We start from the raw sequence: 23,304 nt of genomic DNA, 5'->3' as shown, positions 1-23,304 counted from the left end.
ATTCAATGAGAAAAAGCGTATCAGTTAAATCTTTGAGAAAGTCGTTTAAGGGAACGATGGTGTTGGATGGGTTAAATTTAGAAATAAAGAAAGGGGCATTAGTTCATATAAGAGGTGGTAACGGTTCTGGGAAATCGACACTTTTGAAATTAATTGCTAAACTCATCGATCCTGATTCAGGCAGTATTTATGTAGAAACCTCTCAAAAAATTGGTGGTTTAATCGAAAATCCAATGTTCATTGAACATGAAACAGCTCTATTCAATTTACAGTTTTTGGCGGAGTTAACAGGAACTTTTGATTGGGAAAAAACCCGGAATCTTATGCAACAATTCGACCTTGAAATAACAAGCAAGAAACCGGTTAAGAGCTATAGTTTGGGAATGCGTCAAAAACTCGGGATTATTCAAGCAATTATGGAGAATCAAGATTTGATTCTTCTGGATGAGCCTACACGGGGTTTAGATAGAAAAAGCGTCGCTGCGTTTAATGAGATCATTGAGTCACTGAGAGATGCGAAAAAGACATGTATTATCTGTGCACACGATGGTGTATCGAGTATTGATTTTGACGCTGTTTATGAATTAGAGTACGGAGAAATTCGTGAGATATAAGTTTGGTAAGTATAAATCATATTTACTAGTTCTTTTAACAAGCCTCTATACATTATTCTCACCAGAGATTACTAGACAATTCCAGATGCTTCACTTTGGTATGTCGGAGCTGCCAATCGACACATTTGTCATCATTTGTACAATTCTGTTTGTAGGGTTATGTTATGCAGATACGGTATATCAGTATATTCAGATGGAAATTCCGTTAAAAATCAGATTAAATGAAGATGAGTATTTAGCACTGATTTTTCGAAGGAGTATAAAAACTCTGGTAAGTTTAGTCTTTCTTCAACTAGTTTTGAATGAGTTGATGATGACGACATTAATGCTAGTGAGAACCGTTCTGATGCACTGTGTATATTATGCAACGATCATGTTTTTAATGCGGATGCGCAAATATATGGGCAACTCGATAAGTGTAATCGTGATGGTTTTTACATTCATTATGTACATTTTTCGGATTGTAATCGTAATGATTGGATAAATAAAAAGGCACTCGACGAGTGCCTTTATGCTTATTGATCTTTAGCCTTAACGTTTTGTAGGTAACGGTAGACTGTGGGTTCAGATATTTTAAGAATGCGTGCAATTTCAGGAACGGCACCTTTTAGCAAGAAGAAGCCACTATCGTAAAGAACTTCGATGGTTTCAAATTTATCATCTTGTTTAAACTTATCAACGGGAATACCTTTCGCTACTGATAGCTCAAGGACTGTATTCTCGGCCATCTCTTCAATTGATCGAGAGAATGATTCGGGGATTGCGGATTGTTCTTCGGGTTGGTGTTGTTTATACGTACGAAGTAATAACTCAATAGCGTCCATACTTTGATTCAATTGCTTGAACACTGCTTCATCGGTGTTAACACAAATCATTCCGAATAGCTCACCATCTTTACGTAAGTAATACGATGCAGAACGTAATTGTTTGTGTTCACGGTTGCTGACTTCACGATAGTGGATCGTGTAATCGACGGTCTCATTAATACCTGCTTTCAGGGCGCGCAACACATAATCTGTTGCTGGGGCACCAATTTCGCGTTTCGTAATGTAATTGTTGCGGATTGCAACAACTGAAGAATCAAGATTGGTAAGATCGTGCAATACGATTTCTGAATTTTTTCCTAACAATTCAGCTAAAAAATCGATCATTGGAATAAAAGTTTCTAAATATTTTCGGGCGTCAACAGACATCGACACTACCTCCATTCATGTGCTCTTATTATATAAGAAAACGCTATCTGTGACAACACAACTCAATAAGCCAAAGTTTGTGATTTAGATATACAAGTGGATTGCATATAGGCGATAATATCCAGTTGTGAAGCGGTATCATCATCTTTCTGAACAAACATTGTGAAAATATAAACTTTATTATCAAATGCGTGTAAATCAAACAAAGATTTGATGTCTGATTATCAAAATAACGGAAATGATAAAAAATAATCATCAACACACGAAAAACCCATTATTCCTTTGGTAAGATAGGGGTAGAAACAAAGGAGATGTTACTATGACAAAAGCATGGAACGGATTTAAGCCAGGTTCATGGCAAGAGGAAATTAATGTTAGAGACTTCATTCAACAAAACGTTACACCGTATGAAGGCGATGACAAATTCTTAGCACCAATTAGCGATAATACAGATCGCCTATGGAATAAGAGTTTAGAACTGTTAAAAGAAGAGGTTAAAGTTCGCGTACTTGACATCGAAATGAACGAAATGTCAGGAATCGACAACTTTGGTCCTGGTTACATCATCAAAGAAGACGAAGAAATTGTCGGACTTCAAACTGATGCTCCTTTAAAACGTATTATCAACCCTTATGGGGGAATCCGTTTGGTGGACAATATCCTAGATATCTATGGCCGCAAACTTGATGATCAAACAAGCCATTTCTGGCATAATTATACGAAAACACATAATGCAGGTGTGTTTGATGCGTATACACCAGAAATTCGTAAATACCGTACAACAGGATTACTTACAGGTCTTCCAGATGCATATGGACGTGGTCGTATCATCGGTGACTACCGTCGTGTAGCGCTCTATGGTATTGACTTCTTAATCGCTGAGAAGAAAAAAGATTTAGCAAAAATTCGTAAAATTAATGCTGAAGGCATTCAATTACGTGAAGAAGTAAACGAACAAATTCGCGCATTAGCAGAAATTAAATCGATGGCTTCAAAATATGGTTTCGATATTAGTCAACCTGCTGTCAATGCAAAAGAAGCTATTCAATGGACATACTTTGCATACCTTGCAGCAATCAAAGAAAACAACGGTGCTGCAATGTCACTTGGCCGTACTTCATCATTCTTAGATATTTATATCGAACGTGATATCGCCGCAGGCGAAATTACAGAGATGGAAGCACAAGCTTACATTGACCAATTTATTATGAAATTACGTTTAGCACGTCACTTACGTACACCAGAATATGATGACTTATTTGCAGGTGACCCTACATGGGTTACGGAATCAATTGGTGGTATGGGACAAGATGGTCGTACTCTTGTAACTAAAAACTCATTCCGCTACTTACATACATTAACAAACTTAGGACCAGCACCTGAGCCAAATATGACAGTGCTTTGGTCAGAAGACTTACCAATCGGATTCAAACGTTACTGTGCAAAAATGTCTATCGAAACTGGAGCAATCCAATATGAAAATGATGATATTATGCGTCCAAACTTTGGCGATGATTACGGAATTGCATGCTGTGTTTCAGCAATGGAAATTGGAAAACAAATGCAATACTTTGGGGCACGTACAAACTTAGCAAAAGCATTACTCTACTCAATGAACGGTGGACGTGATGAAGTTAAGGGCATTAAAGTAATTGATGATGTTCCAGAAATGAATGATGAAATATTAGATTATGACAAAGTTATGGCAGTTTACGATGATGTCTTGAAAGAAGTTGCTGCTGTCTACGTTGATACAATGAATATTATTCACTATATGCACGATAAATATGCATACGAAAAAGGTCAAATGGCACTTCACGATACAAACGTAGAACGCCTCATGGCATTTGGTATTGCAGGGTTATCTGTTGCAGTCGACTCACTTTCAGCAATCAAATATGCAAGTGTCAAACCAATTCGTAACGAAGAAGGAATTGCAGTGGACTTTGAAGTTGAGGGAGATTATCCAAAATACGGAAATGATGATGATGCAGTTGACGCAATTGCAGTTGATCTCGTTGAGCGTTTCTCAGGATACCTCAAAGAACATGAGTTAATTCGCAATGCAAAACACACACTTTCAATTCTTACAATTACATCAAACGTTGTTTATGGTAAGAAAACAGGATCAACACCTGACGGACGTCAAGCTGGAGAGCCATTTGCACCGGGTGCAAACCCAATGCATGGACGCGATAGCTCAGGAGCACTTGCTTCATTGAACTCAGTTGCGAAAATTCCATATGCAGATGTTTGTGAAGATGGTGTTTCAAACACATTCTCAATCGTGCCTCAAGTATTAGGTAAGAGTGAAGATGAACGTGTCAATAACCTTGTTGGTGTAATGAATGGATACTTTAACCAAAAAGCACACCACTTAAATGTAAACGTCTTGAACCGTGAGTTATTGGAAGATGCAATGCAAAATCCAGAAAAATACCCACAATTAACAATCCGTGTCTCAGGATACGCAGTAAACTTCAACCGTCTATCGACAGAACAACAACGTGAAGTTATCAGCCGTACCTTCCATGAAACAATCTAGTCGTACAGGCTACATTCGTAAATTTGAAACTATGGGGATGGTGGATGGCCCTGGAATAAGAACGATAGCGTTCTTATCTGGCTGTCCCCTTCGCTGTCTGTTCTGCCACAATCCAGACATGTGGAAAACAGATCCAAAAGATGCAATCACAGTCGATGAGTTAGTCGATAAACTCAAACGTTATAAACCTTACTATGGAGAAGAAGGGGGCGTAACATTCTGTGGTGGAGAACCTCTTAATCAACCGGAGTTTCTATACGAAGCCATGAAAGCATGCAAAGCTGAGGGTATTAGCACATGTTTAGATACATCAGGATTTGGAAGACCAGATACATTTGATGATATTCTAAGTGTTACCGATACAATTCTCTATGATATTAAAGGTTTAGAAGAAAAAAAATATCGAGAAATGACCGGCGCGCCCCTTCGGGTAACCCAACAATTTCTAGAAAAAGCACAAGCCCACAATGTTCCTATTTGGATTCGTGTTGTTATTGTTCCAGGTTTCCATGATACATATAAATACATGGATGAACTTGCAGATTACATCGCGCCATTGAATAATATTGAGCGAATCGAATTATTGCCATATCATACAATGGGTGTAAATAAATATGAATTGATTGATAAAGAGTACCCACTTGATGGCGTACCTGCAATGAACAAAGATACTGCTATGGAGCTGCAAGAATATTTAATCAAGAAAGTAGCGACTATTCGTAGTAATTCATAAAATCAAAACCTCACAACATTTGGTCTTTTCCAATGTTGTGAGGTTTTTTATTTTTTCTTATTTTGGGGCAACTGTATCTAACGTATATTGACACTGTATATATACTGTGTATATAATGTATATACAAGGAGGACATCATGCAGATATATATTAAAAATAATGACAGTAGGCCCATATATGAGCAAATTGTGACGCAAATACGTGATCAAATTGCGAATGGATCGTTAGTGCCTGGAACGCTGATGCCCTCGATACGGCATTTGGCGAAAGAATTGAAAGTAAGCGTAATTACGACAAAGCGAGTCTATGAAGAACTAGAGCGTGAAGGATTAATTCGAACAGTTCCTGGAAAAGGGAGCTACGTTGCTGAACAAAACAAAGATTTTATCCAAGAGAAGTACCTATCAGAAATTCAACAAAAATTGGAAGAAGCATTAATTCTTGCGAAGACGGCAGCGATAGATTATAAGGAAGTTTATGAGATGTTGCAGATTTTAGAAGAAGAGATAGGAGAATAGATATGGCAGGCGAACTCAGTATTCAATTAAGAGAACGATGGGGAACAATTATCGTTCGTATTATCCTTTCAATATTTATCTTTCTTCGTACAATAAGTGGTAACAATGATTCAAGTTATTTTCCATTTTATATTGCATTCTCTGGGCTAACAACACGTTTGTTTAAAAAAGAAGGGCAATTATCATATTTTGCACTCCCAATAACACCACGTGATCGGACCGTGGTTACGGTGGGGATTGCACTAGTGGAAGCCTTATTCGTGTTATCGATACTATCCTTAGTAGGGAATAGTGCTACAAGTACATTCTTTATGACTGGCATAATTTTGGGGTGGTCCTTAGTTGAAGGATCATACATTAACATCAAAGGTGTTAAGAAAAAAGGCACCGAAAATGAAGTAGCATTTGGATTCGTCGCATTCTTCGTATTTGCCTTTCTGGGCATGGTTTTCAACAGTATTGTGATCTTTGGAGCGGGAGCTATAATCACTGTAGTGCTATACGGATTCTATTACATCTACAAAAGAAATAATTTTACAAAGTTTTTACAATAGAGGGGGAGAAGATAATGAGCGGGCAAATACAGTATTTACTTCAAAGTAAACATAAGTGGCGAAAAATAGTCATCATTGTTTTAGTAATCAATGTTTTGCATTTAGTACCCTTGTTCTTTGTGCAGGAAAGATCATTAATAAACTATTATACAAGTGCCGGAGAATGGTTGATTTTGTATGGTATATATATGACTCCAACAACTGATGATTTTTATGAAGTAATGCCACTTTCGCTTTGGGATCGCGTCCTAGGAACTATAGTATTTTCGTCGCTAGTTGCACTTGTTATAACATCCCTAATTGCGCTACCGTGGATCTACTTCGGATTTAATTACTACTTCAATTTTTTCAATCAATTATTCGTTTTCTTTGGTTATTTCTTTTTATCGATGAGTTTGTATAAAACTCCCGTTAAGAAAAATGATACTATAGGAAAAATATTGGAGGGGATATTTGCAATCGTAGCAATTATTGTGACTACTATGTATCTCTTCAATACTATGACAATGCATCTCCAGATGACACGTAATTATGTAATTGGGGCTTTAGCGCTAATTGTTGGAGTTTATATGCAATGGAAAGAAAATCGATATCAGGTTTGGAACCAAGGGGGAAACAAATATGAATAAGGGGCTTGTAGTACACGACATAAAAAAAGAATATCAATTACTTCAAATTGGACCGATATCTTTTACATTACCACAAGGAATCTTGGGCCTCTTTGGCGGTAATGGATCTGGGAAAACCACAATCATCAAGATGCTCATGGGAAATCGTGATAATAAACAAGGAAGTGTTGCGTTTGATGGAGTCGTGGATTTCAGATCAACCTTAGCGTATATACCGGACACATTTCCTTTTAACGATAATCTCACGGCCAATGCAGTCCTTAAAATTATGAAAGCTGTGTATAAAGATACATGGAACGAAGCAGCCTTTGAGTTCTATTCACAGAAATACGAGTTACGATTGGACAAGAAAATTAAAACGTTGTCCTATGGATTGCAACAGCGGTTCTTAATGGCCCTCGCACTATCTCATAATGCAAAACTACTTGTATTTGATGAACCGACGACAGGGATTGATCCAGCCACCCGGCTGGAGATCATGGAAGATCTCTATGATTATGTATTCGAACATAATGCCACCGCCATTATCTCAACACACCTCGTTCGGGAATTGAGTTCAATGATTGATTTTGTCGCATATGTAGAACAAGGTCAAATGCTAATGTTTACTGATATTGAATCATTTCAAGACCAAGCTAAAAATCTTTTGGAATTGAGAAATGTAAATTTTGACAAGATAACTGTAGAAAGTTTTGTTGAGCTGATGCAAGGAGGAATTCAACGTGATTAAACTAAGCGAACTAATTAAAGAAAGAGATGCTATTACAATTGGTCCCCTTAACTTTGCAATACATCAAGGCGAACTAGTTTTACTTGCGGGGAAAAATGGAAAAGGTAAGTCCACGACACTCAAGGTCATGGCAGGAATACTAGAGCCGAATGGTGGGAGCATTACATATGATGACCTCGCCTATTCAGAATATATAAAAAATCATACAGTTGCATATATGCCAGATAAAACGCCATTTCCAAGCGATGCAAACTCCTATACAATCCACGACATGCTAAGTGTAATCTATCGAACCTACGATAAAAAAACCTGGTATGAGAAAATAGCGAACTATAAGATACCAATCAATATCAAAGTAAATGACTTATCGAAAGGGCAATCTCGCATGCTTATGTTTGCGACTGTTCAAGCTGTAAATGCAGATGTTTGGCTTTTAGACGAACCAACGCTTGGTTTGGACACTAAGTCCTTAAATGACACAATTTCCGGAATACAGGATTACCTCATCGATGAATCAAAAACAGTCGTAGTAGCTACCAATAATGTTGAAGATTTTGAGCGGATTGCAGACCGTATCATCTACTTCAAAGAAGGTCAGATTCAATTCGATGCAGCTCCGATCGAAATTATCGAGCGGTTCAAGCTTTGGCAAGGAGATGCTGATGACGTACCTTTGGAAGGTGTTATTAATACATGGCGCCATGAATTCGGAACGCAAGCATTAATTGATACACATATAAATAATTCTCTTGATAACCTTGAACTATTATCTCTAGAGAAAATAATGTACTATCTTGAACGGAAACCAACACGTCGATTTATGACAAAATGACAGGAGGGAACTGTGATGTATTCTTACCTACGCATTCGTCATCCCTACAGCGTTCTTAGTATTATCCCTTTTACGGTTGTGAGTTCGATAACGATACAACTTTTGATTTTGATAAGTATACCTAGCGGACTTCCAGAAGACCATATAGCATATTTTGAGGTCCTTGGACAGGTTTTAGTCGTACCGTTTATTGTTTATGCGATGTGTGAAAATATACGTAACCGCTCACTGACGCTTGATATGCAGAATTACATAGTGGGGGCAGGTATTCCAAAAAAAGAAATCGTAGACGAGTTTCGGAAATATATTTATGTGCATGCAATGATATCGAGTGGATTTAACAGTATGCTCCTTTTATTTTCCTATGGCGGACCAGTGAGTGTTGTGCGAGTCATGCTTGCAGTGGCAATGTTAGTTGTTCAATGTATCGTTCACATATTACTGGCGAACGCAGTAATTGGTAATCTTATGAGTGTAGCGAGTGATGAGCATGCGAATCAGCGTAAATCTGTCATCACATTTCTAATGCTGGGCTTGATTGCACCACTCTTGCGCTACGCAAAGGTATCCCATCAAGACATAATGATATTCGTTTGGTTTGTAGCTGTTGGATATCTTATTTATTGCATGTTAAAGAGCAACGGAAATGGGCTGAATGCAAAGCAAAGCTATCTAGATGCTGACATTGGTTAAGGAAGGAAGACTGCGATATGAAAAAATATTTGAATATGAAGCATCCATTCTTACTTTTTGGAAGTAGTATTGGAATAGTGTTAATAATGATGGTTTTAAGATTGGGATCGAGTATGACTGTGGAACGAAGTTCGTTTGTAATGTTGTACATGGCCATTGTGATACCTGCGGTAACTGTGATGATAGCAAATGCACATGTTATATCCCAAAGTCTTACGTTAGAACTTCAGTCTTACCTAATAAGCGCGGGACACTCCAAAGAGGATATCTTTTCTGCACATCAGTGGCAAATGAATCGCTTACTATGGCTTTCAACTGCAGTCACTGGGGTATGTTTTGGATTACTCTATGACGTAGAACCGATGCTAAGAGTTAAAGGAATAATTTTAGTTGTTATTCTCTCATCATTATTAGGTCTTGTTTGTCTGTATTACGGAAGTAACGACTTATCTAATGGAAAAATAGCTAAAGATAGAATTTCAGGGCAAGATCGATGGCTTAGCATCACTGCATATATTGTAACTATGTCGATAATCTATGGCATAGATTTTCTGGTCGAAACGTATAACCTCAATAAGAACTTATTGGCTGTATCATTAATATTAATCATGTTGGTCATGCTAGTTGGGACAACAATCCACCGAATGACTCGAAGTTTAAACCCCAGAAAAACATATCTTGAATGTGACATCTCTTAAGGGAAAGGAAAGTGATATGAAACAATACTTAAAAAAATACCACATTGCTTTATTTGGTTTCACAGTAATCATGTCTCTAATGATTTCATTCGTATTAGGAATGGTATCAACGTTTAAGGACTATCAAGTTGTCGGAAATCACGTGGTTGAAGTTGAGGATAACAACTTAATTATGTTTCTATCGATTGGAGTTCCATTTCTATTAGTTCAAAGAGCGGCGGGTACTATTTTCTCTTCAAGTCTTCAACCCAAAATACAAGCATACCTGTTAAGTGTCGGGATGAAAAGAGAAGATATGTACCGCGCAGCCGAGGTATATTTAAAAAAACTTGCATTAGCGCTAATTCCACCAACAGCTTTGGGATTTCTATTGTTTTACAATGTACCGGTTCAACAACGCTTACTATCTGGCTTGGTGGTCATTATCTTATCAGCTATATTAGTATTTATGCTCATTCCATACTTTATGTTTGGAATAAAGGATGGGACTAAATCTGAAGATGATAAAACAACATTCGAAAAAATACTGCAAGTTGGGGTGGTGGTGATACTATTCTTCGGGTATGAAGTTTTGAACAGTCTTGGCAAGTTACTGAAATTGACAGATCTTCAACGAAATATAATGGTACCTCTAGTCTATGGCGTAATTATTCTGGCAATTGTCGTGAAGCTATCGATTCGAGGGAAAGTGTCGAAAGATGCGTTTGTTAGGATGGATGTAGATTAGGAGGAAATTATGGGAAAAGAACTAAGGCTTGCCCATTACTTTAACAGTGGAAGAGCCGGTCGAACGTCATTAGTTATGGGTATCATGTTTATACTTTCGTTATTGTTTGTTGCTTCCTTTCAAATTGTAGCTCCGACTGTATCTGCGTTTCCATCTCTGTGTATTGCAACCTTCATAGTGTTTGCTGTGGGATATAGTACTATTTCATCCTCTGTCGTGAGTTTTGGTAAAATACGACTGGCTGAAGGCATGCAAAACCTACTCGTCAATCAGGGATTCACAAAAACTGAAATTTACAGACAACTAAAATTAACTATCTATTGGCTTGAATGGGCGCAATTACTTTCTTTCATCATAACTACCTTATTATTTTATCCTGGCGTAGTTACAATACTCGATATTAAAATAATTGTGATAACAGTCGGCAGCATTCTACTACTACGGTTACTGGTGTTGCGTTGGATTCTCTTGTCGATTTTGGTGGAAGAGAAACTAATCCATATCTCCCCATTACATGTACTGATTGCAATTTCCATAGTACAGTATATTTTAGAGTTTATAATGGTGCGACAACAGATTTTAATTGTCATGATCTTAATTATGATTGCATATCTTCTTTATATAATTTCAAAATTGCGGCTTCGATACGATATTGAAGCAAACTATGTTTCTGAAAACAATTAACGAATATAGGGAGGCTATTGCGTCTATGGAGAAACATTTCAATCGATACATAAAAATACATCCAGTTCGTTTTGGAGTAGGGTTCTTACTGCTCCCGGCAGTGTTCACCTCAATCTTGATCTGGCCATTTCAAGTTTTCTATGACGATTTCAAAAGTTTTCAATATCTTGTGCCATATTTATTGTTGGGTGTGATAATAATCATGTATCTGATGTTAGTACGAGCAGTGAAGAATTTCATCGGTCCAAAGCTATCACTGGCAATGCAGGCATTATGGTTAAATCAGGGCGTATCCAAGAAAACGATGTTCTCAATGATGATGCGTTATGTGACACAGATAGAAATGGCATTTGGCATAACAATTGCAGGGACAGTGTGGCTTGTATTTCCAAAGAGTATGACCCAGGTCAAGATTTCATCAATCATCGTGAGCCTGATGCTGTTAGCAATTGTTAGAATATTCATTCGTGGTCGAATACAAATAATATTATTTTCAGAGAAAAATCCAATCTCGGGAATCACATTGTGTTTAATTCTAATTGCTGCAACATATGTTCTAAAAGTAGATAACGAGATACTTCGCAATAGTATTTTTGCAATAATAGGAGTTGCTGCTGTGGTTTACGTGAAATACACTATTGATAACACAGAAAGACCATTAAAAATCAAATTAAACTATTTAAACCGTGACCAACACTAAAAAAGAACGCCTTACTCAAGGCGTTCTTAATTTTTAACGGACAACGACAGACTGGTTAAGCCCATCGAGCTCAAGTGTTAATAAATTGTTCGAAGTGTTTTTAATAATTGGTTGTCCTGAACTGAAGAATCGATCCCGCTCTATTCCCGCTTGTTTATCTGAGAAAGAAGTTGCTAAACTCTCGAACGAGACATGATAGCCCAATTCACCAGTTGGATCAGCTATTGTTACTGTAGAGTTCATTCCATTTACGTCCATAAAGAGTGGTCGTTGAAATTCTGAAACTTCATTTTTGCTGTTGATACTATTTACTTCAGTACGACCAGAAACATTAAATAGAGAAACATCCAAATTCATAGCGTTCAATTCAGTTTTAGCATCAATGTTTTGAATTTCAACGTGAGTATTCAAGGCATTAATATCAAGACTTCTTAACGTCGTTAGTGATTGTGAGTGGACCGATACATTCTGTACGAGACCATTTACAGTAATTGAACCAGTATATGATTCAGGAAGATTCAATGTGATGTGATCAAAATTTGATTTGAAGCATCCAGTAAAAGTAATTGCACAAATATCACGTGCGGTTTGAATCGTCGTAGTATTTGATGATTCTGTGACTTTAAATTCGCTCAAGTCACCAGTAGCCTCTCCACCATAGGGCTTGGAGTCATCGAACGTTATCCAGACATTATTGATATTATTCGTTTTAATCGTAAAGTTCGAATCTAATGCATTGAGTTGGAAAGTTTCAGTTTGGAAATTGGTGTCAACAATTTCAGGTTTGAATGTAGTGTTTACAACCCCAGTAATCAGTGATGTCATCCCGATTCCTGTGAATATTAGTCCGACAATTACCATGACTACAGGAATCCAAAGACGTTTCGCAGAACGTTTCATCTATAACGCCTCCAAACTAAGTGAGAGACTTGAGTAGCCTTTGCGAATTAAGACTGTAAAACCACGGAAAGCGAATACTGATAGCCAAGCTGTACCGACACCGAGTAATGAGAACCCTAGGACCAGTAAAACAACATTAGCAAAAGACAATGGCATTGAGACAAATGCAGGTGCAAGAGGAGCCAAAACCGGTGCAAGTAAAAGTAAGACTGCAGCTATAATTAAGCAAATCCCTACGAGAATAAAAGATAAAATCAAGAGATAAATGCTCAAGATAAGTGGTGCAAGAAATAGTACTGCGAAAACAGTTATTAATGTCTTTAACCAAGATGGAATCGAACTTTTTGATGGTTGGGTATAGGCATAAGATTGTTGTTTCGGCGTTACACCAATGAATTGGCGGGCCATATCAACTGGATCGCCCAATTGTTTGGAAACTTCCTCCTCGCTTTTTCCTTCTTCCACCCCAAAGTCAAAATGACTTGCGACATCATTGATAATGTCATCAATTTCATCAATTGGGAGTGATTGTAGATTCTTTCTTAATATATATAAGTATTCATTTCGTGTCATACAATTTCTCCTTCTAATATTTCGTTAACGTGGCCCGTAAATGAGAGCCATTCGTTGATCATTGTTTCTGTATATGCCTGACCTTGCAATGTTAGTGTGTAGTATTTTCGAGAAGGTCCTTGTGTTGATTCAACAAGACGTGTCGTAACGTAACCATCATTACGTAAGCGCCGTAATAATGGATAGATTGTACCTTCTGAAACTTCAATTGTTTCCGAAACACGACTTACTATTTCATAACCGTAATGTTCCTTTTTCGATAATAAAGCAAGGACGCATAATTCAAGAACACCCTTTTTAAATTGTGTGTTCATATCATCACCGCCTTAACAACAATGTATCACACAGTACTGTGTAACGCAAGGTAGTTATTTAAAAAATATCAAAAAGTGTTAGAATAGCGGTAAGAAGAGGTGGATGGGATGAACGCATACGAAGAAAAAATGCTACTAGATACTTGTGTCCTTGCTGGCAAAATCCTCATGGAGAATGGTGCCGAAATGCACCGTGTCGAAGATACAATGAATCGTATTCTATCTGTAGAGTATGGCACAAACGAAGCGATGAGTTTTGTAATCCCTACAGGTATTTTTGTGACGACACATAAAGGTGAAAGCACAAAAATGAAACGAATTAGTAGTCGAAAACAAGACGTTGAGAAAATTGCTCAAGTTAACGAAGCATCCCGCCAATTTAGTAGCGGTATTTATGATGTGCCTCAGTTCTATGATCGGATGCAAGAAATTAGTACTACCGTTACAGATTTTCCTTTATGGTTACGGGTTATCGTTTCAGGTATTATTAGTGCATGCATGATGATTATCTTCCAAGGGTCGGCAAAAGATTTTGGACTAACATTTGTGATTGGTGCTCTTGGTTACGCTTTTTACTACCTGGCAAATCGGTATCTCAAAGTGCGATTTTTACAAGAATTTTTAGCGGCTTTTCTAGTTGCAACCGTTGCGAATGTATGCGCAAAGATAGGAATTGTTCATAATGTAGACACAGTGATAATTGGAAGTATCATCATTTTTGTGCCGGGAATCCAAATTATGAACTCGATTCGTGACTTCCTTGTCGGAAACACAATTTCAGGAACAATTTTCTTGGTTGAAGCTATGATGATTGCTGCGATGATTGGTGCCGGCGTTATGAGTGGGGTGGTGTTCTAATGGCTTTCCTAATTCAAGTAGTAACAAGTTTCGTAAGTTCATTGGGTTTTGGAATAATTGTTAATGCACCACGTCGTGTGCTCATCCACTGTGGAATCACAGGCATGGTTGGATGGATCGTGAATTGGTATTTGCTCCTTATAGGCTATAATACATACATTTCTGTATTTGCTGGTTCAGTAGCGGTTTCAATTTGTGCGATTATGTTCGCAAGAAAATTGAGAATGCCAACAACAGTGTTTAATTTACCAGGTATTTTTCCATTAGTTCCAGGTATTTCAGCTTACCAAGCAATCCAAAGCTTTGTAAGTGCTGAGTACATCCGTGGCGTTGAATTGCTGATGAAGACCTTTACAATCTCGATGACCATGGCCTTTGCGATCGTTATGATTGAGGTGTTCTATCGTCTTGTGATGAGAATTCTTAATGGCGAACTCAATAAGAAAACGTCATAAATCATGATAAATCAATCAATTGACTTCTTAACCAACGAAGCATTAATACTAGGGATTAGTAATATCGAACTAGAAGCTCAAAATTCAGAATATGAAGGTTTCTGTTTCCAGGCAGATGGAATTAGTTACCGGAGCCGTCTCGCGAAAAAGACCCCCAAAAAGAACGGTTACTTTGTAGTATTTTGGGAGAAAAATGAATCAAACACCAATCAGGCATATGCTTATGAAACGAGTCCGTCGTTTATTTGTATAATCGTTAGAGATAAGTATCAAAGTGGATACTTCAAATTCCCAAAAGAAGTGTTACTAAACCAAGGCGTTCTCCGTAGTGAAGAGAAAGCCGGAAAAATGGGAATTCGTGTTTACCCGACATGGGAAAAAGAACTGAATTCTAGCGCACAGAAGACACAAAAATGGCAAGCGCCATACTTTAAGCAAACATCAATATAAAGACAAGCTCCAATGCTTGCGTATTTACATGCTTTATGATATTATTACTACGCACTTATCTAAGATGAGCCAATCGTCTTAGGCGGAAGGAGACAAACCAAATGAAAAAAGGAATTCATCCAGAATACCATCAAACTAAAATTGTCTGTACTTCTTGTAATACAGAAATCGAAGTCGGTTCAACAGTAGCAGATCTACGTGTAGATACATGCTCAAACTGCCATCCTTTCTATACAGGAAAACAACGTTTTGCTAACGCAGCTGGACGTATTGACAAGTTCAACAAAAAATATGGTATGAAATAAGGGGCTCTCCCCTTATTTTTTTTGGGAAAATGCGATAGAATTAGAAGCAAGAGGTGACGGAATATGATGTATCATCAATATCAAGAGGGGTATATAGAAGTAATCGTAGGATGCATGTTTGCAGGAAAAACTGAAGAACTCATTCGACGTATTAACACGTTAAAATTTGCAAATAAGAATATCGCAGTATTTAAACCGGAAATAGATAATCGCTATAGTGATAATGAAGTAGTTTCCCACGCAGGAACACGCGTTCATTCTTATGTAATTAAAGATGCACGAGAAATTTTGGACATTGTGACACCAGAGATTGATGTCGTAGCAATTGATGAAGTTCAATTCTTTGATGATGAAATACTCAAAGTGTGTGAATATCTTGCGCTAAATGGGAAGCGAGTCATGGCAGCGGGTTTAGATATGGACTTCCGAGGCGAAGCTTTCGGAGTTATTCCCAAACTTATGACTACAGCAGAGTTTGTAACAAAACTCACAGCGGTCTGTACCGTATGCGGTGGTCCGGCGACACGTTCACAAAGACTTGTTAATGGAGAACCTGCATCGTATGATGACCCAATTGTAATGGTCGGAGCAAGTGAAGCCTATGAGGCGCGTTGCCGTCACGACCATATCGTCTACAATAAACCAGGAATTAATGGATATAGTAAAGGTGGTAAATAATGATTGATAGCGCGATGCGTGAAAGGCTTGAACGGATTAAAGCCCGAGACGCTGAAATAACAGAACTTATGATGTCTTCTGAAGTATTAGGGGATCATAAATTGATGGCTAAGTATGGCAAAGAACAATCTGGACTGCAACAAACAGTTCAAGCGTTTGCACAATACGAAGCTGCAGAACGTTTCTATGCAGAAGCAAAAGAAATGTACGAAACAGAATCCGAATCTGAATTAAAAGAAATGGCTGAAATGGAAATGGCCGAAAACAGTGAAAAAATTGAAAAACTAACGGAAGATCTCCGTGTACTTCTGATTCCACGCGATCCAGCAGATGATTTCGATGCTATTATTGAAATTCGTGGTGCCGCAGGTGGTGACGAAGGAAATATTTTCGCAGGAGACCTCTACCGTATGTATACACGATATGCGGAAAGTCTTGGTTACAAGTATGAAGTTGTGGAAGCATCTCAATCTGAAAATGGTGGGTATACTTTGATTTCATTTATCGTTAAAGGACAAGAACCATTCCGTCACTTTAAATTTGAATCTGGGGCACACCGTGTTCAACGGGTACCAAAAACTGAAACGCAAGGCCGAATTCATACATCAACAGCAACAGTACTCGTACTCGCAGATGTTGAAGAAGAAGAAATTGATATTGATCCAAACGATCTTGAAATCGATACAATGCGTTCCTCTGGAGCCGGTGGACAACACGTTAATAAGACGGACTCTGCTGTTCGTATTGTTCACAAGCCAACAGGTATTGCCGTTAAGGTCCAAGATGGTCGTTCCCAACATGCGAACCGTGATCAAGCAATGCGTATTATTCGTGCGCGTGTATTTGAGCACCATCAACAACAACTTCAAGCAGAACGAAACGAAAATCGTCAATCAAAAATTGGTCGAGGCGATCGTTCGGAAAAAATTAGAACGTATAACTATCCACAAAACCGTGTGAGTGATCACCGTATTGGATTAACTTTACAAAAACTAGATATTATTATGGAAGGTAAAATGGATGAAATTATCGCTGCACTTCTCGCAGAAGAGCAACGTGAAATCCTTGAACAAGGCGTATAATTAAATGACGTATAGAGACTTAGTCAATGAAGGTATTGATATATTAGAAAAAGCAGACATTTACGCGGGATTTTCTCGCGTTTTAATGCTTGAACTCCTACGTGAACAAGATATAGATATGTACGCAGAATATGAACATGAAGCTCAAGAAGCTATTGCTACAGACTTCAAACAGAAAATTCAAGAACTTGCGAAAGATATACCGTTAGGATATGTTCTGGGTTATGAATGGTTTTATGGTTATAAAATTATAGTTAATGAAGGTGTATTAATTCCACGTGGTGAAACTGAGGAATTAGTTGGCAATGTCCTTTCCGATATCGACAGTTACTTTGAAAATCCTGTGATTGCTGATGTAGCGTGTGGAAGTGGGGCAATTGGACTCGCACTCGCTAAAGATTTAGATACACATGTCTATGCAACCGATATAAGTGAAGAAGCATTAGTTGTGGCACGTGAAAATGCACAACAAAACAATGCCGATATGACAATTATGCAAGGTGATATGCTTCAACCGCTAATTGATAAAAATATTAAGCTTGATGTTCTGGTATGTAATCCTCCATATATTAAAAATACCGAACATATCCAGACTGCGGTTCTCAATAATGAGCCTCATGTTGCATTGTTTGGTGGCGAGGATGGACTGTTCTTTTACCGTAGCGTATTGTCCAATGCGCATAAAGTATTAAATGAAAAAGCAATGATCGCATTTGAAATTGGTTTTGATATTGGGGATGCAGTTGTGGCATTAGCACAGTCTTTTTTCAGCGACGCTACTGTTATCTTACGCCAGGACATGAATGGATTAGATCGTATGGTCTTTGTGTACAAAGGTATTAATCTTATTGAAGATTAGTATCTTTTTTTATGATAAAATAGTAAAAATCGAGGTGTTAAAATGATGAAAACAAACATATATGAACTAGAAGATTTAGAAGTGGTTGCGAATACGGTTCGTGAAGGTGGCTTCGTTGCCATAAAAACAGATACCGTTTATGGTCTGGCTGCTAGCAGTCACGATGATGATCTGTACGAAAAACTACAAATGGTTAAGGAACGTCCTGCTGATAAACCGTTTCCATTAATGGTTTCAAGTTTGGAACAAATTGAAGCAGTGGCTGATGTAACTGAGTTACAACGACACTTGATGCATACATTTATGCCGGGAGCTGTAACATTCATTTTTAAACGAAAACCAGACGTTTTCCAATTCTTAAAGGATCAAGATACTCTCGGAATTCGCATGGCCGATGATCCATGGGTACAGGCCATGATTGCGAAAGTAGGGAATCCAATTTGGCTTCCTTCAGCGAATCGATCAGGTCTCCCTACCGCAACATCATCACATATGGTTTTAGATCAACTTGACGGAAAAATTGATGGTGTCATTAATGGCGAAATAAGTGGTGGAATATCGTCAAGTGTGTTTGACCTAACAGGTGATAAAATAGTATGCTTAAGAGAAGGAATCGTCACACTTGAAGCGGTTCAAAAGGAGGCAGAGCAATGGAAAAAATAGCATTGGCAAGTGATCAAGGTGGATTTGAGCAAAAAGAAGCATTGAAACCTGTAATTGAAGCATTGGGATATGAGGTGGTGGACTTCGGTGTACCATCAACTGATAGTGTGGATTATCCAGATGTTATTTATCCAGCTGCGAAAGCTGTCGCAAATGGTGAATTCAAACGTGGAATTATCCTCTGTGGAACAGGAATAGGGGCATCAATCGTTGCGAATAAAGTTCGTGGAATCCGAGCAGCCCTCGTTACAAGTCCAGAAGTCGCAACATTGACTCGTGAACATAATGATTCAAACATCCTGGCAATGGCGGGACGCACAACACCTTTCGAAACAAATAAAGACATTGTGGAAGCGTGGTTAGGAACACCATTTAGTGAAGACGATCGTCATTCACGTCGTATTAATAAAATTAAAGATATTGAAACCATGGAGGGACGCTAATGAGAGATACTTTAGTATTTGAAGCAATTCAAAACGAACAACAACGTCAATTGGAAAATATTGAGTTAATTGCATCAGAAAACTTTGTTTCAGAAGATATACTTGCTGCACAAGGCAGCATTATGACTAATAAATATGCAGAAGGGTATCCCGGGAAACGCTATTATGGTGGATGTGAATATGTTGATGTCGTAGAAAATTTAGCGATTGAGCGATTAAAAGAACTTTACGGTGCTGAACATGCGAACGTACAACCGCACAGTGGTTCTCAAGCAAATATGGCAGTTTATATGACAATCCTAGAACATGGCGATGTTGTCTTAGGGATGGATCTTAATGCGGGTGGACACTTAACGCATGGACATCAACTAAACTTTTCAGGTGTCAATTATACATTCTTTGGTTACGGCGTCGATCGTCATACAGAAATGATTGACTACGAAACAGTTCTTCAAATTGCGAAAGAAGTCAAACCAAAATTAATTGTTGCAGGTGCGAGCGCATACTCCCGTACAATTGATTTTAAAAAATTCCGTGAAATAGCGGATGAAGTGGGCGCATATCTTATGGTAGATATGGCACACATTGCAGGACCGATTGCTGCTGGACTTCACCCAAGCCCAGTTCCATATGCAGACTTTGTAACATCCACAACCCACAAGACATTACGTGGACCTCGTGGTGGTATTATTCTATGTAAGCAAAAATATGCGAAAGCGATTGACCGTTCGGTGTTCCCAGGTACACAAGGTGGACCACTTATGCATGTGATTGCTGCGAAAGCAATTTGCTTCCATGAAGCGCTTCAACCAGAATTCAAAGTCTATCAGGAACAAGTGCTTAAAAACGTTAAAGCAATCGCGGAAGAATTTGAAGCAATGGGCTATCGTGTTGTAAGTGGTGGAACTGATAACCATTTAATCATGGTTGATGTGAAACGCAGTAAAGATTTAACGGGTGCCCATGTTGAAAAAATTCTTGAAAAAGTAAGCATTACACTTAACAAAAATGCGATTCCATTTGATAAAGAACGCCCTGCGGTTACAAGCGGTATTCGTATCGGTGCACCTGCAATGACAACACGTGGCTTCAAAGAAGAAGACTTCCGTAAAGTTGCACATTTCATTGATGATGCGATTACGAATCGTGATGATGATGCAGCGCTTGCACGTATCAATGAGACCGTTAAAGCATTCACACGTAACTTTCCAATGAGAGGGGAAAAACAATAATGATTACAGTACTTAACCACCCAATGATTACGCATAAACTCACACAAATGCGTAACATTAATACCGGAACTAAAGACTTCCGTCAAAACCTTGATGAGATTGCAGGTTTGATGGCTTACGAAATAACACGTGACATCAAACTGGAACAAGTAACCATCGAAACACATAGTGGCCCATATGAGACATTTGAACTTCAAAAAGAAGTGATTCTTGTTCCAATCATCCGTGCAGGACTTGGAATGGTTGAAGGAATCTTGAATCTTATTCCAACAGCAAAAGTTGGTCATGTTGGGGTCTATCGTGATGAGGAAACGCTTTTACCTCACGAATATTTTGCGAAATTTCCTGAGCATTTAGAAGATGCAGAAATTCTTGTTCTAGATCCAATGCTCGCAACTGGTGGTAGTGCTGACGCCGCAATTGAAATTGTAAAACGTCGAGGTGCTAAAAACATCAAACTTGTATGCCTTGTTGGAGCACCAGAAGGGGTTGAATTTATTAAAAAGAATCACCCTGATGTAGATATTTTCTTAGCAGCACTTGATGAAAAATTAAATGATAACGGATATATTGAACCAGGTCTTGGAGATGCTGGTGATCGTATTTACGGTACAAAATAAAAAAAGCTCGCCTTGGCGAGTTTTTTTATAGTAGTTTTAGATTTGTAAGGTATTTGCGAAGGATATCGGGGCTTCCGGTATAGTGGAAACCGTGCATGCCAAGTTTAGACGCTGCCTGAACATTCGCCATGGAATCGTCTACAAAAATACAATCAAGCGGACTGAGATTGTTTTCCTTTAGCACGTGCTCATAAATACCAGGTTTTGGTTTTGAGATGTTAATATCTGCTGATATTGTAATACTGTCAAATAATTCGAGGGCCTTGATTTTATGCTTGTAATCGTAGAAAGTATTTGCTGCATTTGAACAAAGGTGCAGTGAATAGCCTTGTTCTTTGAGATTTTCGATAAGATCAATCATCGCCTCGCGGCTAGGGGTATAGTCGGACCATGAATGTACGATTTCGTGAAGTGTTTCATGATAAAGTTCCGGTGCACGTGCTGCAATTTCAGAGTAAGCATCATCAATAGAGATATCACCGTTATCAAGTTTTAGCCAAGTATCGCCACCAAATACGTAAGATTTTAGCTTTCCGAGCTCGTGAATGTCTGTTGTAAAATGGGATAAAATATAATCAGGGTTGAAATCAATCAAAACATTGCCCATGTCAAAAATAAAATGTCTAATCATAAGAACTCCTTCTCTATATAACTTAATTATACCGAATAAAAGAAACAATACGATGTGGAATTAAGTGTTTCCATGAAACATTCTTAGATGAAGTACGAAAAAACGAGCTGCTGGATTGTGACCGATTCTTGAAAAACGAAAGAAACGCAATTATCAAACTGGAGAAAGTGATAAGATTAGCGTATAGAACGGAGTGGTAATATGACACTTAAAGAAAAAGCATTGAAGATTCATAAAGATTTGCAAGGTAAAGTTGAAATTTCGAATAAGATGCCAATTGACTCTCGTGAAATATTTGGATTGTTGTATTCTCCAGGAGCAGCGGAACCAACGCGGGAAATCCAAAAGAACCCAGAGACAGTATATGACTATACATGGAAACAAAATACGATTGCTATGGTAAGTAATGGTACTGCAGTTCTCGGTTTAGGAGATGTTGGTCCGAATGCTGCCCTTCCGGTTATCGAAGGGAAATCCATGCTATTTAGAGCGTTCTCGAATGTTGGGTCGGTTCCACTTGTACTGGATACTAAAGATCCAGATGAACTGATTCGAACCGTTGAAATTTTAGCGCCAACTTTTGGTGGCATAAATTTGGAGGACATTAAGGCACCAGAATGCGTGTATATTGAACAAGAACTTCAACGACGATTGAATATTCCTGTCTTTCATGATGATCAGCACGGAACCGCAATTGTGGTTTTAGCGGCATTAATGAATGCATTTAAACTTATTGATAAAGATTTGAAAACGGCTAAAGTTGTCGTTTCAGGAACAGGTGCTGCCGGAAGTTCGGTTATTCGAATGCTCCATCGTTATGGTTTAAGTAATATTCATGCCTATAATATTGATGGACCTGTGGATAATCGACGTGCGAAATTCTACGATCCAGTTGTTCAGGAAATATGCAACTATATTAAACCCATCACTGATGAAACGACATTGCATGACTTGATGCAAAATGCTGACATTTTCATTGGAGTGTCTACTGCAGGTGTTCTGACTCAAGAAGATGTTCGCGTGATGGCATCTGATGCTGTAGTTTTTGCAATGGCAAATCCGGTGCCGGAAATATCATATGATGATGCGATTGCGGCGGGAGCCCGAATCGCTGGAACAGGACGTTCTGATTATCCCAATCAAGTGAATAATGTATTGGCTTTCCCAGGTATCTTCCAAGGTGCCCTTCAAGCTAGGGCAACGGAAATTAACGAAGAGATGAAGATTGCAGCTGCCTATGGTATTGCGTCGATGATTCCCAAAAATGAGCTAACAGATACAAATATTCTTCCGTATATCTTAGATGCGGATGTTGCGGATGTGGTTGCCAAAGCGGTAGCTGAGAAAGCTGTTGCAATGGGCGTTGTAAGAGACTAAGAAAATTTACGGAA

Annotated in this window: 30 protein-coding genes; 25 read left to right on the top strand and 5 right to left on the bottom strand. The window is 38.3% G+C overall.

Annotated features, from left to right (window positions below):
* The first annotated feature begins 5 nt into the window (after positions 1-5).
* Positions 6-614, top strand: a complete 609-nt coding sequence (locus tag G7061_RS00265; protein ID WP_159645073.1) for an ATP-binding cassette domain-containing protein — start codon at positions 6-8, stop codon at positions 612-614.
* 515 nt (positions 615-1,129) lie between these two features.
* Here the strand turns inward: G7061_RS00265 and G7061_RS00260 are convergent.
* On the bottom strand, positions 1,130-1,807 hold the full coding sequence (locus tag G7061_RS00260; protein WP_159638528.1) for a transcriptional regulator: 678 nt from the start codon (positions 1,805-1,807) through the stop codon (positions 1,130-1,132).
* Positions 1,808-2,126: 319 nt separating this feature from the next.
* Here G7061_RS00260 and pflB point away from each other — a divergent pair, with 319 nt between their 5' ends.
* From pflB to G7061_RS00200, 12 genes are all read left to right on the top strand, one after another.
* The gene (gene pflB, locus G7061_RS00255; protein WP_159638526.1) at positions 2,127-4,352 is read left to right on the top strand and encodes a formate C-acetyltransferase; all 2,226 of its coding nucleotides are present in this window, start codon (positions 2,127-2,129) and stop codon (positions 4,350-4,352) included.
* Positions 4,339-5,085, top strand: a complete 747-nt coding sequence (gene pflA, locus G7061_RS00250; protein ID WP_159638524.1) for a pyruvate formate-lyase-activating protein — start codon at positions 4,339-4,341, stop codon at positions 5,083-5,085. Before pflB ends, pflA begins: the two co-directional genes overlap by 14 nt.
* A gap of 137 nt (positions 5,086-5,222) precedes the next feature.
* Positions 5,223-5,603: a GntR family transcriptional regulator gene (locus G7061_RS00245; protein WP_159641553.1), complete on the top strand. Its 381-nt coding sequence runs from the start codon at positions 5,223-5,225 to the stop codon at positions 5,601-5,603.
* Between the two features lie 2 nt (positions 5,604-5,605).
* Positions 5,606-6,157: a hypothetical protein gene (locus G7061_RS00240; protein ID WP_159641554.1), complete on the top strand. Its 552-nt coding sequence runs from the start codon at positions 5,606-5,608 to the stop codon at positions 6,155-6,157.
* A 14-nt stretch (positions 6,158-6,171) separates the two neighbouring features.
* On the top strand, positions 6,172-6,786 hold the full coding sequence (locus G7061_RS00235) for a hypothetical protein (RefSeq protein WP_166117972.1): 615 nt from the start codon (positions 6,172-6,174) through the stop codon (positions 6,784-6,786).
* Positions 6,779-7,516, top strand: a complete 738-nt coding sequence (locus G7061_RS00230; RefSeq protein WP_166117970.1) for an ATP-binding cassette domain-containing protein — start codon at positions 6,779-6,781, stop codon at positions 7,514-7,516. The genes G7061_RS00235 and G7061_RS00230 overlap by 8 nt, the downstream gene beginning before the upstream one ends.
* Positions 7,509-8,348: an ATP-binding cassette domain-containing protein gene (locus G7061_RS00225; RefSeq protein WP_166117968.1), complete on the top strand. Its 840-nt coding sequence runs from the start codon at positions 7,509-7,511 to the stop codon at positions 8,346-8,348. The genes G7061_RS00230 and G7061_RS00225 overlap by 8 nt, the downstream gene beginning before the upstream one ends.
* 15 nt (positions 8,349-8,363) lie before the next feature.
* Positions 8,364-9,041: a hypothetical protein gene (locus tag G7061_RS00220; protein WP_166117966.1), complete on the top strand. Its 678-nt coding sequence runs from the start codon at positions 8,364-8,366 to the stop codon at positions 9,039-9,041.
* Positions 9,042-9,058: 17 nt separating this feature from the next.
* Complete coding sequence (locus tag G7061_RS00215; protein ID WP_166082523.1) at positions 9,059-9,739, top strand: hypothetical protein; 681 nt, start codon at positions 9,059-9,061, stop codon at positions 9,737-9,739.
* 16 nt (positions 9,740-9,755) lie between these two features.
* The gene (locus G7061_RS00210) at positions 9,756-10,466 is read left to right on the top strand and encodes a hypothetical protein (RefSeq protein ID WP_166117964.1); all 711 of its coding nucleotides are present in this window, start codon (positions 9,756-9,758) and stop codon (positions 10,464-10,466) included.
* A gap of 9 nt (positions 10,467-10,475) precedes the next feature.
* On the top strand, positions 10,476-11,150 hold the full coding sequence (locus G7061_RS00205) for a hypothetical protein (protein ID WP_166117962.1): 675 nt from the start codon (positions 10,476-10,478) through the stop codon (positions 11,148-11,150).
* A gap of 25 nt (positions 11,151-11,175) precedes the next feature.
* The gene (locus tag G7061_RS00200; protein WP_166117960.1) at positions 11,176-11,850 is read left to right on the top strand and encodes a hypothetical protein; all 675 of its coding nucleotides are present in this window, start codon (positions 11,176-11,178) and stop codon (positions 11,848-11,850) included.
* Between the two features lie 33 nt (positions 11,851-11,883).
* On the opposite strand, the gene G7061_RS00195 is transcribed toward G7061_RS00200, so the two are convergent.
* From G7061_RS00195 to G7061_RS00185, 3 genes are read right to left on the bottom strand one after another with little or no spacing between them, the layout of a single operon-like run.
* Positions 11,884-12,750, bottom strand: coding sequence for a hypothetical protein (locus G7061_RS00195; RefSeq protein ID WP_159641563.1), 867 nt, complete (start codon positions 12,748-12,750; stop codon positions 11,884-11,886).
* Entirely contained in the window at positions 12,751-13,323 is a 573-nt protein-coding gene (locus G7061_RS00190; RefSeq protein ID WP_159641564.1) for a DUF1700 domain-containing protein, read from the bottom strand.
* Positions 13,320-13,637: a PadR family transcriptional regulator gene (locus G7061_RS00185; RefSeq protein ID WP_159638498.1), complete on the bottom strand. Its 318-nt coding sequence runs from the start codon at positions 13,635-13,637 to the stop codon at positions 13,320-13,322. Before G7061_RS00185 ends, G7061_RS00190 begins: the two co-directional genes overlap by 4 nt.
* Before the next feature lie 108 nt (positions 13,638-13,745).
* On the opposite strand from G7061_RS00185, the gene G7061_RS00180 reads away from it, so the two are divergent.
* From G7061_RS00180 to upp, 11 genes are all read left to right on the top strand, one after another.
* Positions 13,746-14,495, top strand: a complete 750-nt coding sequence (locus G7061_RS00180; protein ID WP_166117958.1) for a threonine/serine exporter family protein — start codon at positions 13,746-13,748, stop codon at positions 14,493-14,495.
* A complete protein-coding gene (locus tag G7061_RS00175) occupies positions 14,495-14,950 on the top strand; it encodes a threonine/serine exporter family protein (RefSeq protein ID WP_159645051.1) in 456 nt (151 codons plus the stop codon). The genes G7061_RS00180 and G7061_RS00175 overlap by 1 nt, the downstream gene beginning before the upstream one ends.
* 3 nt (positions 14,951-14,953) lie before the next feature.
* The gene (locus tag G7061_RS00170; protein WP_166117956.1) at positions 14,954-15,400 is read left to right on the top strand and encodes a MepB family protein; all 447 of its coding nucleotides are present in this window, start codon (positions 14,954-14,956) and stop codon (positions 15,398-15,400) included.
* 101 nt (positions 15,401-15,501) lie between these two features.
* Positions 15,502-15,705, top strand: a complete 204-nt coding sequence (gene rpmE, locus G7061_RS00165) for a 50S ribosomal protein L31 (protein ID WP_159638490.1) — start codon at positions 15,502-15,504, stop codon at positions 15,703-15,705.
* Positions 15,706-15,771: 66 nt separating this feature from the next.
* Complete coding sequence (locus tag G7061_RS00160) at positions 15,772-16,383, top strand: thymidine kinase (protein WP_159641589.1); 612 nt, start codon at positions 15,772-15,774, stop codon at positions 16,381-16,383.
* The gene (gene prfA, locus G7061_RS00155) at positions 16,383-17,465 is read left to right on the top strand and encodes a peptide chain release factor 1 (RefSeq protein ID WP_159641568.1); all 1,083 of its coding nucleotides are present in this window, start codon (positions 16,383-16,385) and stop codon (positions 17,463-17,465) included. The genes G7061_RS00160 and prfA overlap by 1 nt, the downstream gene beginning before the upstream one ends.
* 4 nt (positions 17,466-17,469) lie before the next feature.
* The gene (gene prmC, locus G7061_RS00150; protein ID WP_159638486.1) at positions 17,470-18,324 is read left to right on the top strand and encodes a peptide chain release factor N(5)-glutamine methyltransferase; all 855 of its coding nucleotides are present in this window, start codon (positions 17,470-17,472) and stop codon (positions 18,322-18,324) included.
* A gap of 42 nt (positions 18,325-18,366) precedes the next feature.
* Complete coding sequence (locus G7061_RS00145; protein WP_240914419.1) at positions 18,367-18,987, top strand: L-threonylcarbamoyladenylate synthase; 621 nt, start codon at positions 18,367-18,369, stop codon at positions 18,985-18,987.
* Positions 18,975-19,430, top strand: a complete 456-nt coding sequence (locus tag G7061_RS00140) for an RpiB/LacA/LacB family sugar-phosphate isomerase (protein ID WP_159638482.1) — start codon at positions 18,975-18,977, stop codon at positions 19,428-19,430. Before G7061_RS00145 ends, G7061_RS00140 begins: the two co-directional genes overlap by 13 nt.
* Positions 19,430-20,662, top strand: coding sequence for a serine hydroxymethyltransferase (gene glyA / locus G7061_RS00135; RefSeq protein WP_159641569.1), 1,233 nt, complete (start codon positions 19,430-19,432; stop codon positions 20,660-20,662). The genes G7061_RS00140 and glyA overlap by 1 nt, the downstream gene beginning before the upstream one ends.
* Positions 20,662-21,282, top strand: a complete 621-nt coding sequence (gene upp / locus G7061_RS00130; RefSeq protein ID WP_159638478.1) for a uracil phosphoribosyltransferase — start codon at positions 20,662-20,664, stop codon at positions 21,280-21,282. Before glyA ends, upp begins: the two co-directional genes overlap by 1 nt.
* Before the next feature lie 25 nt (positions 21,283-21,307).
* Here upp and G7061_RS00125 read toward each other — a convergent pair whose 3' ends face one another.
* Entirely contained in the window at positions 21,308-21,913 is a 606-nt protein-coding gene (locus tag G7061_RS00125) for an HAD family phosphatase (protein ID WP_159641570.1), read from the bottom strand.
* 201 nt (positions 21,914-22,114) lie between these two features.
* Here G7061_RS00125 and G7061_RS00120 point away from each other — a divergent pair, with 201 nt between their 5' ends.
* Complete coding sequence (locus G7061_RS00120; protein WP_166117954.1) at positions 22,115-23,290, top strand: NADP-dependent malic enzyme; 1,176 nt, start codon at positions 22,115-22,117, stop codon at positions 23,288-23,290.
* Positions 23,291-23,304 lie beyond the last annotated feature (14 nt).

Source organism: Erysipelothrix sp. HDW6B, from assembly GCF_011301115.1.
GTDB lineage: Bacteria > Bacillota_I > Bacilli_A > Erysipelotrichales > Erysipelotrichaceae > Erysipelothrix > Erysipelothrix anatis.
This window is presented reverse-complemented; position numbering and strand designations above follow the sequence as displayed.

Excerpts from the sequence above, each read along its gene's own strand:
- prfA (WP_159641568.1), top strand. The coding sequence starts at position 16,383 with ATGATTGATAGCGCGATGCGTGAAAGGCTTGAACGGATTAAAGCCCGA.
- G7061_RS00205 (WP_166117962.1), top strand. The coding sequence starts at position 10,476 with ATGGGAAAAGAACTAAGGCTTGCCCATTACTTTAACAGTGGAAGAGCC.
- G7061_RS00245 (WP_159641553.1), top strand. The coding sequence starts at position 5,223 with ATGCAGATATATATTAAAAATAATGACAGTAGGCCCATATATGAGCAA.
- prmC (WP_159638486.1), top strand. The coding sequence starts at position 17,470 with ATGACGTATAGAGACTTAGTCAATGAAGGTATTGATATATTAGAAAAA.
- pflB (WP_159638526.1), top strand. The coding sequence starts at position 2,127 with ATGACAAAAGCATGGAACGGATTTAAGCCAGGTTCATGGCAAGAGGAA.
- glyA (WP_159641569.1), top strand. The coding sequence starts at position 19,430 with ATGAGAGATACTTTAGTATTTGAAGCAATTCAAAACGAACAACAACGT.
- G7061_RS00195 (WP_159641563.1), bottom strand. The coding sequence starts at position 12,750 with ATGAAACGTTCTGCGAAACGTCTTTGGATTCCTGTAGTCATGGTAATT.
- G7061_RS00210 (WP_166117964.1), top strand. The coding sequence starts at position 9,756 with ATGAAACAATACTTAAAAAAATACCACATTGCTTTATTTGGTTTCACA.
- G7061_RS00215 (WP_166082523.1), top strand. The coding sequence starts at position 9,059 with ATGAAAAAATATTTGAATATGAAGCATCCATTCTTACTTTTTGGAAGT.
- G7061_RS00190 (WP_159641564.1), bottom strand. The coding sequence starts at position 13,323 with ATGACACGAAATGAATACTTATATATATTAAGAAAGAATCTACAATCA.
- G7061_RS00120 (WP_166117954.1), top strand. The coding sequence starts at position 22,115 with ATGACACTTAAAGAAAAAGCATTGAAGATTCATAAAGATTTGCAAGGT.
- G7061_RS00260 (WP_159638528.1), bottom strand. The coding sequence starts at position 1,807 with ATGTCTGTTGACGCCCGAAAATATTTAGAAACTTTTATTCCAATGATC.
- G7061_RS00185 (WP_159638498.1), bottom strand. The coding sequence starts at position 13,637 with ATGAACACACAATTTAAAAAGGGTGTTCTTGAATTATGCGTCCTTGCT.
- G7061_RS00175 (WP_159645051.1), top strand. The coding sequence starts at position 14,495 with ATGGCTTTCCTAATTCAAGTAGTAACAAGTTTCGTAAGTTCATTGGGT.
- upp (WP_159638478.1), top strand. The coding sequence starts at position 20,662 with ATGATTACAGTACTTAACCACCCAATGATTACGCATAAACTCACACAA.
- G7061_RS00180 (WP_166117958.1), top strand. The coding sequence starts at position 13,746 with ATGAACGCATACGAAGAAAAAATGCTACTAGATACTTGTGTCCTTGCT.
- G7061_RS00230 (WP_166117970.1), top strand. The coding sequence starts at position 6,779 with ATGAATAAGGGGCTTGTAGTACACGACATAAAAAAAGAATATCAATTA.
- G7061_RS00235 (WP_166117972.1), top strand. The coding sequence starts at position 6,172 with ATGAGCGGGCAAATACAGTATTTACTTCAAAGTAAACATAAGTGGCGA.
- G7061_RS00170 (WP_166117956.1), top strand. The coding sequence starts at position 14,954 with ATGATAAATCAATCAATTGACTTCTTAACCAACGAAGCATTAATACTA.
- G7061_RS00265 (WP_159645073.1), top strand. The coding sequence starts at position 6 with ATGAGAAAAAGCGTATCAGTTAAATCTTTGAGAAAGTCGTTTAAGGGA.
- G7061_RS00200 (WP_166117960.1), top strand. The coding sequence starts at position 11,176 with ATGGAGAAACATTTCAATCGATACATAAAAATACATCCAGTTCGTTTT.
- G7061_RS00145 (WP_240914419.1), top strand. The coding sequence starts at position 18,367 with ATGATGAAAACAAACATATATGAACTAGAAGATTTAGAAGTGGTTGCG.
- G7061_RS00140 (WP_159638482.1), top strand. The coding sequence starts at position 18,975 with ATGGAAAAAATAGCATTGGCAAGTGATCAAGGTGGATTTGAGCAAAAA.
- G7061_RS00220 (WP_166117966.1), top strand. The coding sequence starts at position 8,364 with ATGTATTCTTACCTACGCATTCGTCATCCCTACAGCGTTCTTAGTATT.
- G7061_RS00160 (WP_159641589.1), top strand. The coding sequence starts at position 15,772 with ATGTATCATCAATATCAAGAGGGGTATATAGAAGTAATCGTAGGATGC.
- pflA (WP_159638524.1), top strand. The coding sequence starts at position 4,339 with ATGAAACAATCTAGTCGTACAGGCTACATTCGTAAATTTGAAACTATG.
- G7061_RS00240 (WP_159641554.1), top strand. The coding sequence starts at position 5,606 with ATGGCAGGCGAACTCAGTATTCAATTAAGAGAACGATGGGGAACAATT.
- G7061_RS00125 (WP_159641570.1), bottom strand. The coding sequence starts at position 21,913 with ATGATTAGACATTTTATTTTTGACATGGGCAATGTTTTGATTGATTTC.
- rpmE (WP_159638490.1), top strand. The coding sequence starts at position 15,502 with ATGAAAAAAGGAATTCATCCAGAATACCATCAAACTAAAATTGTCTGT.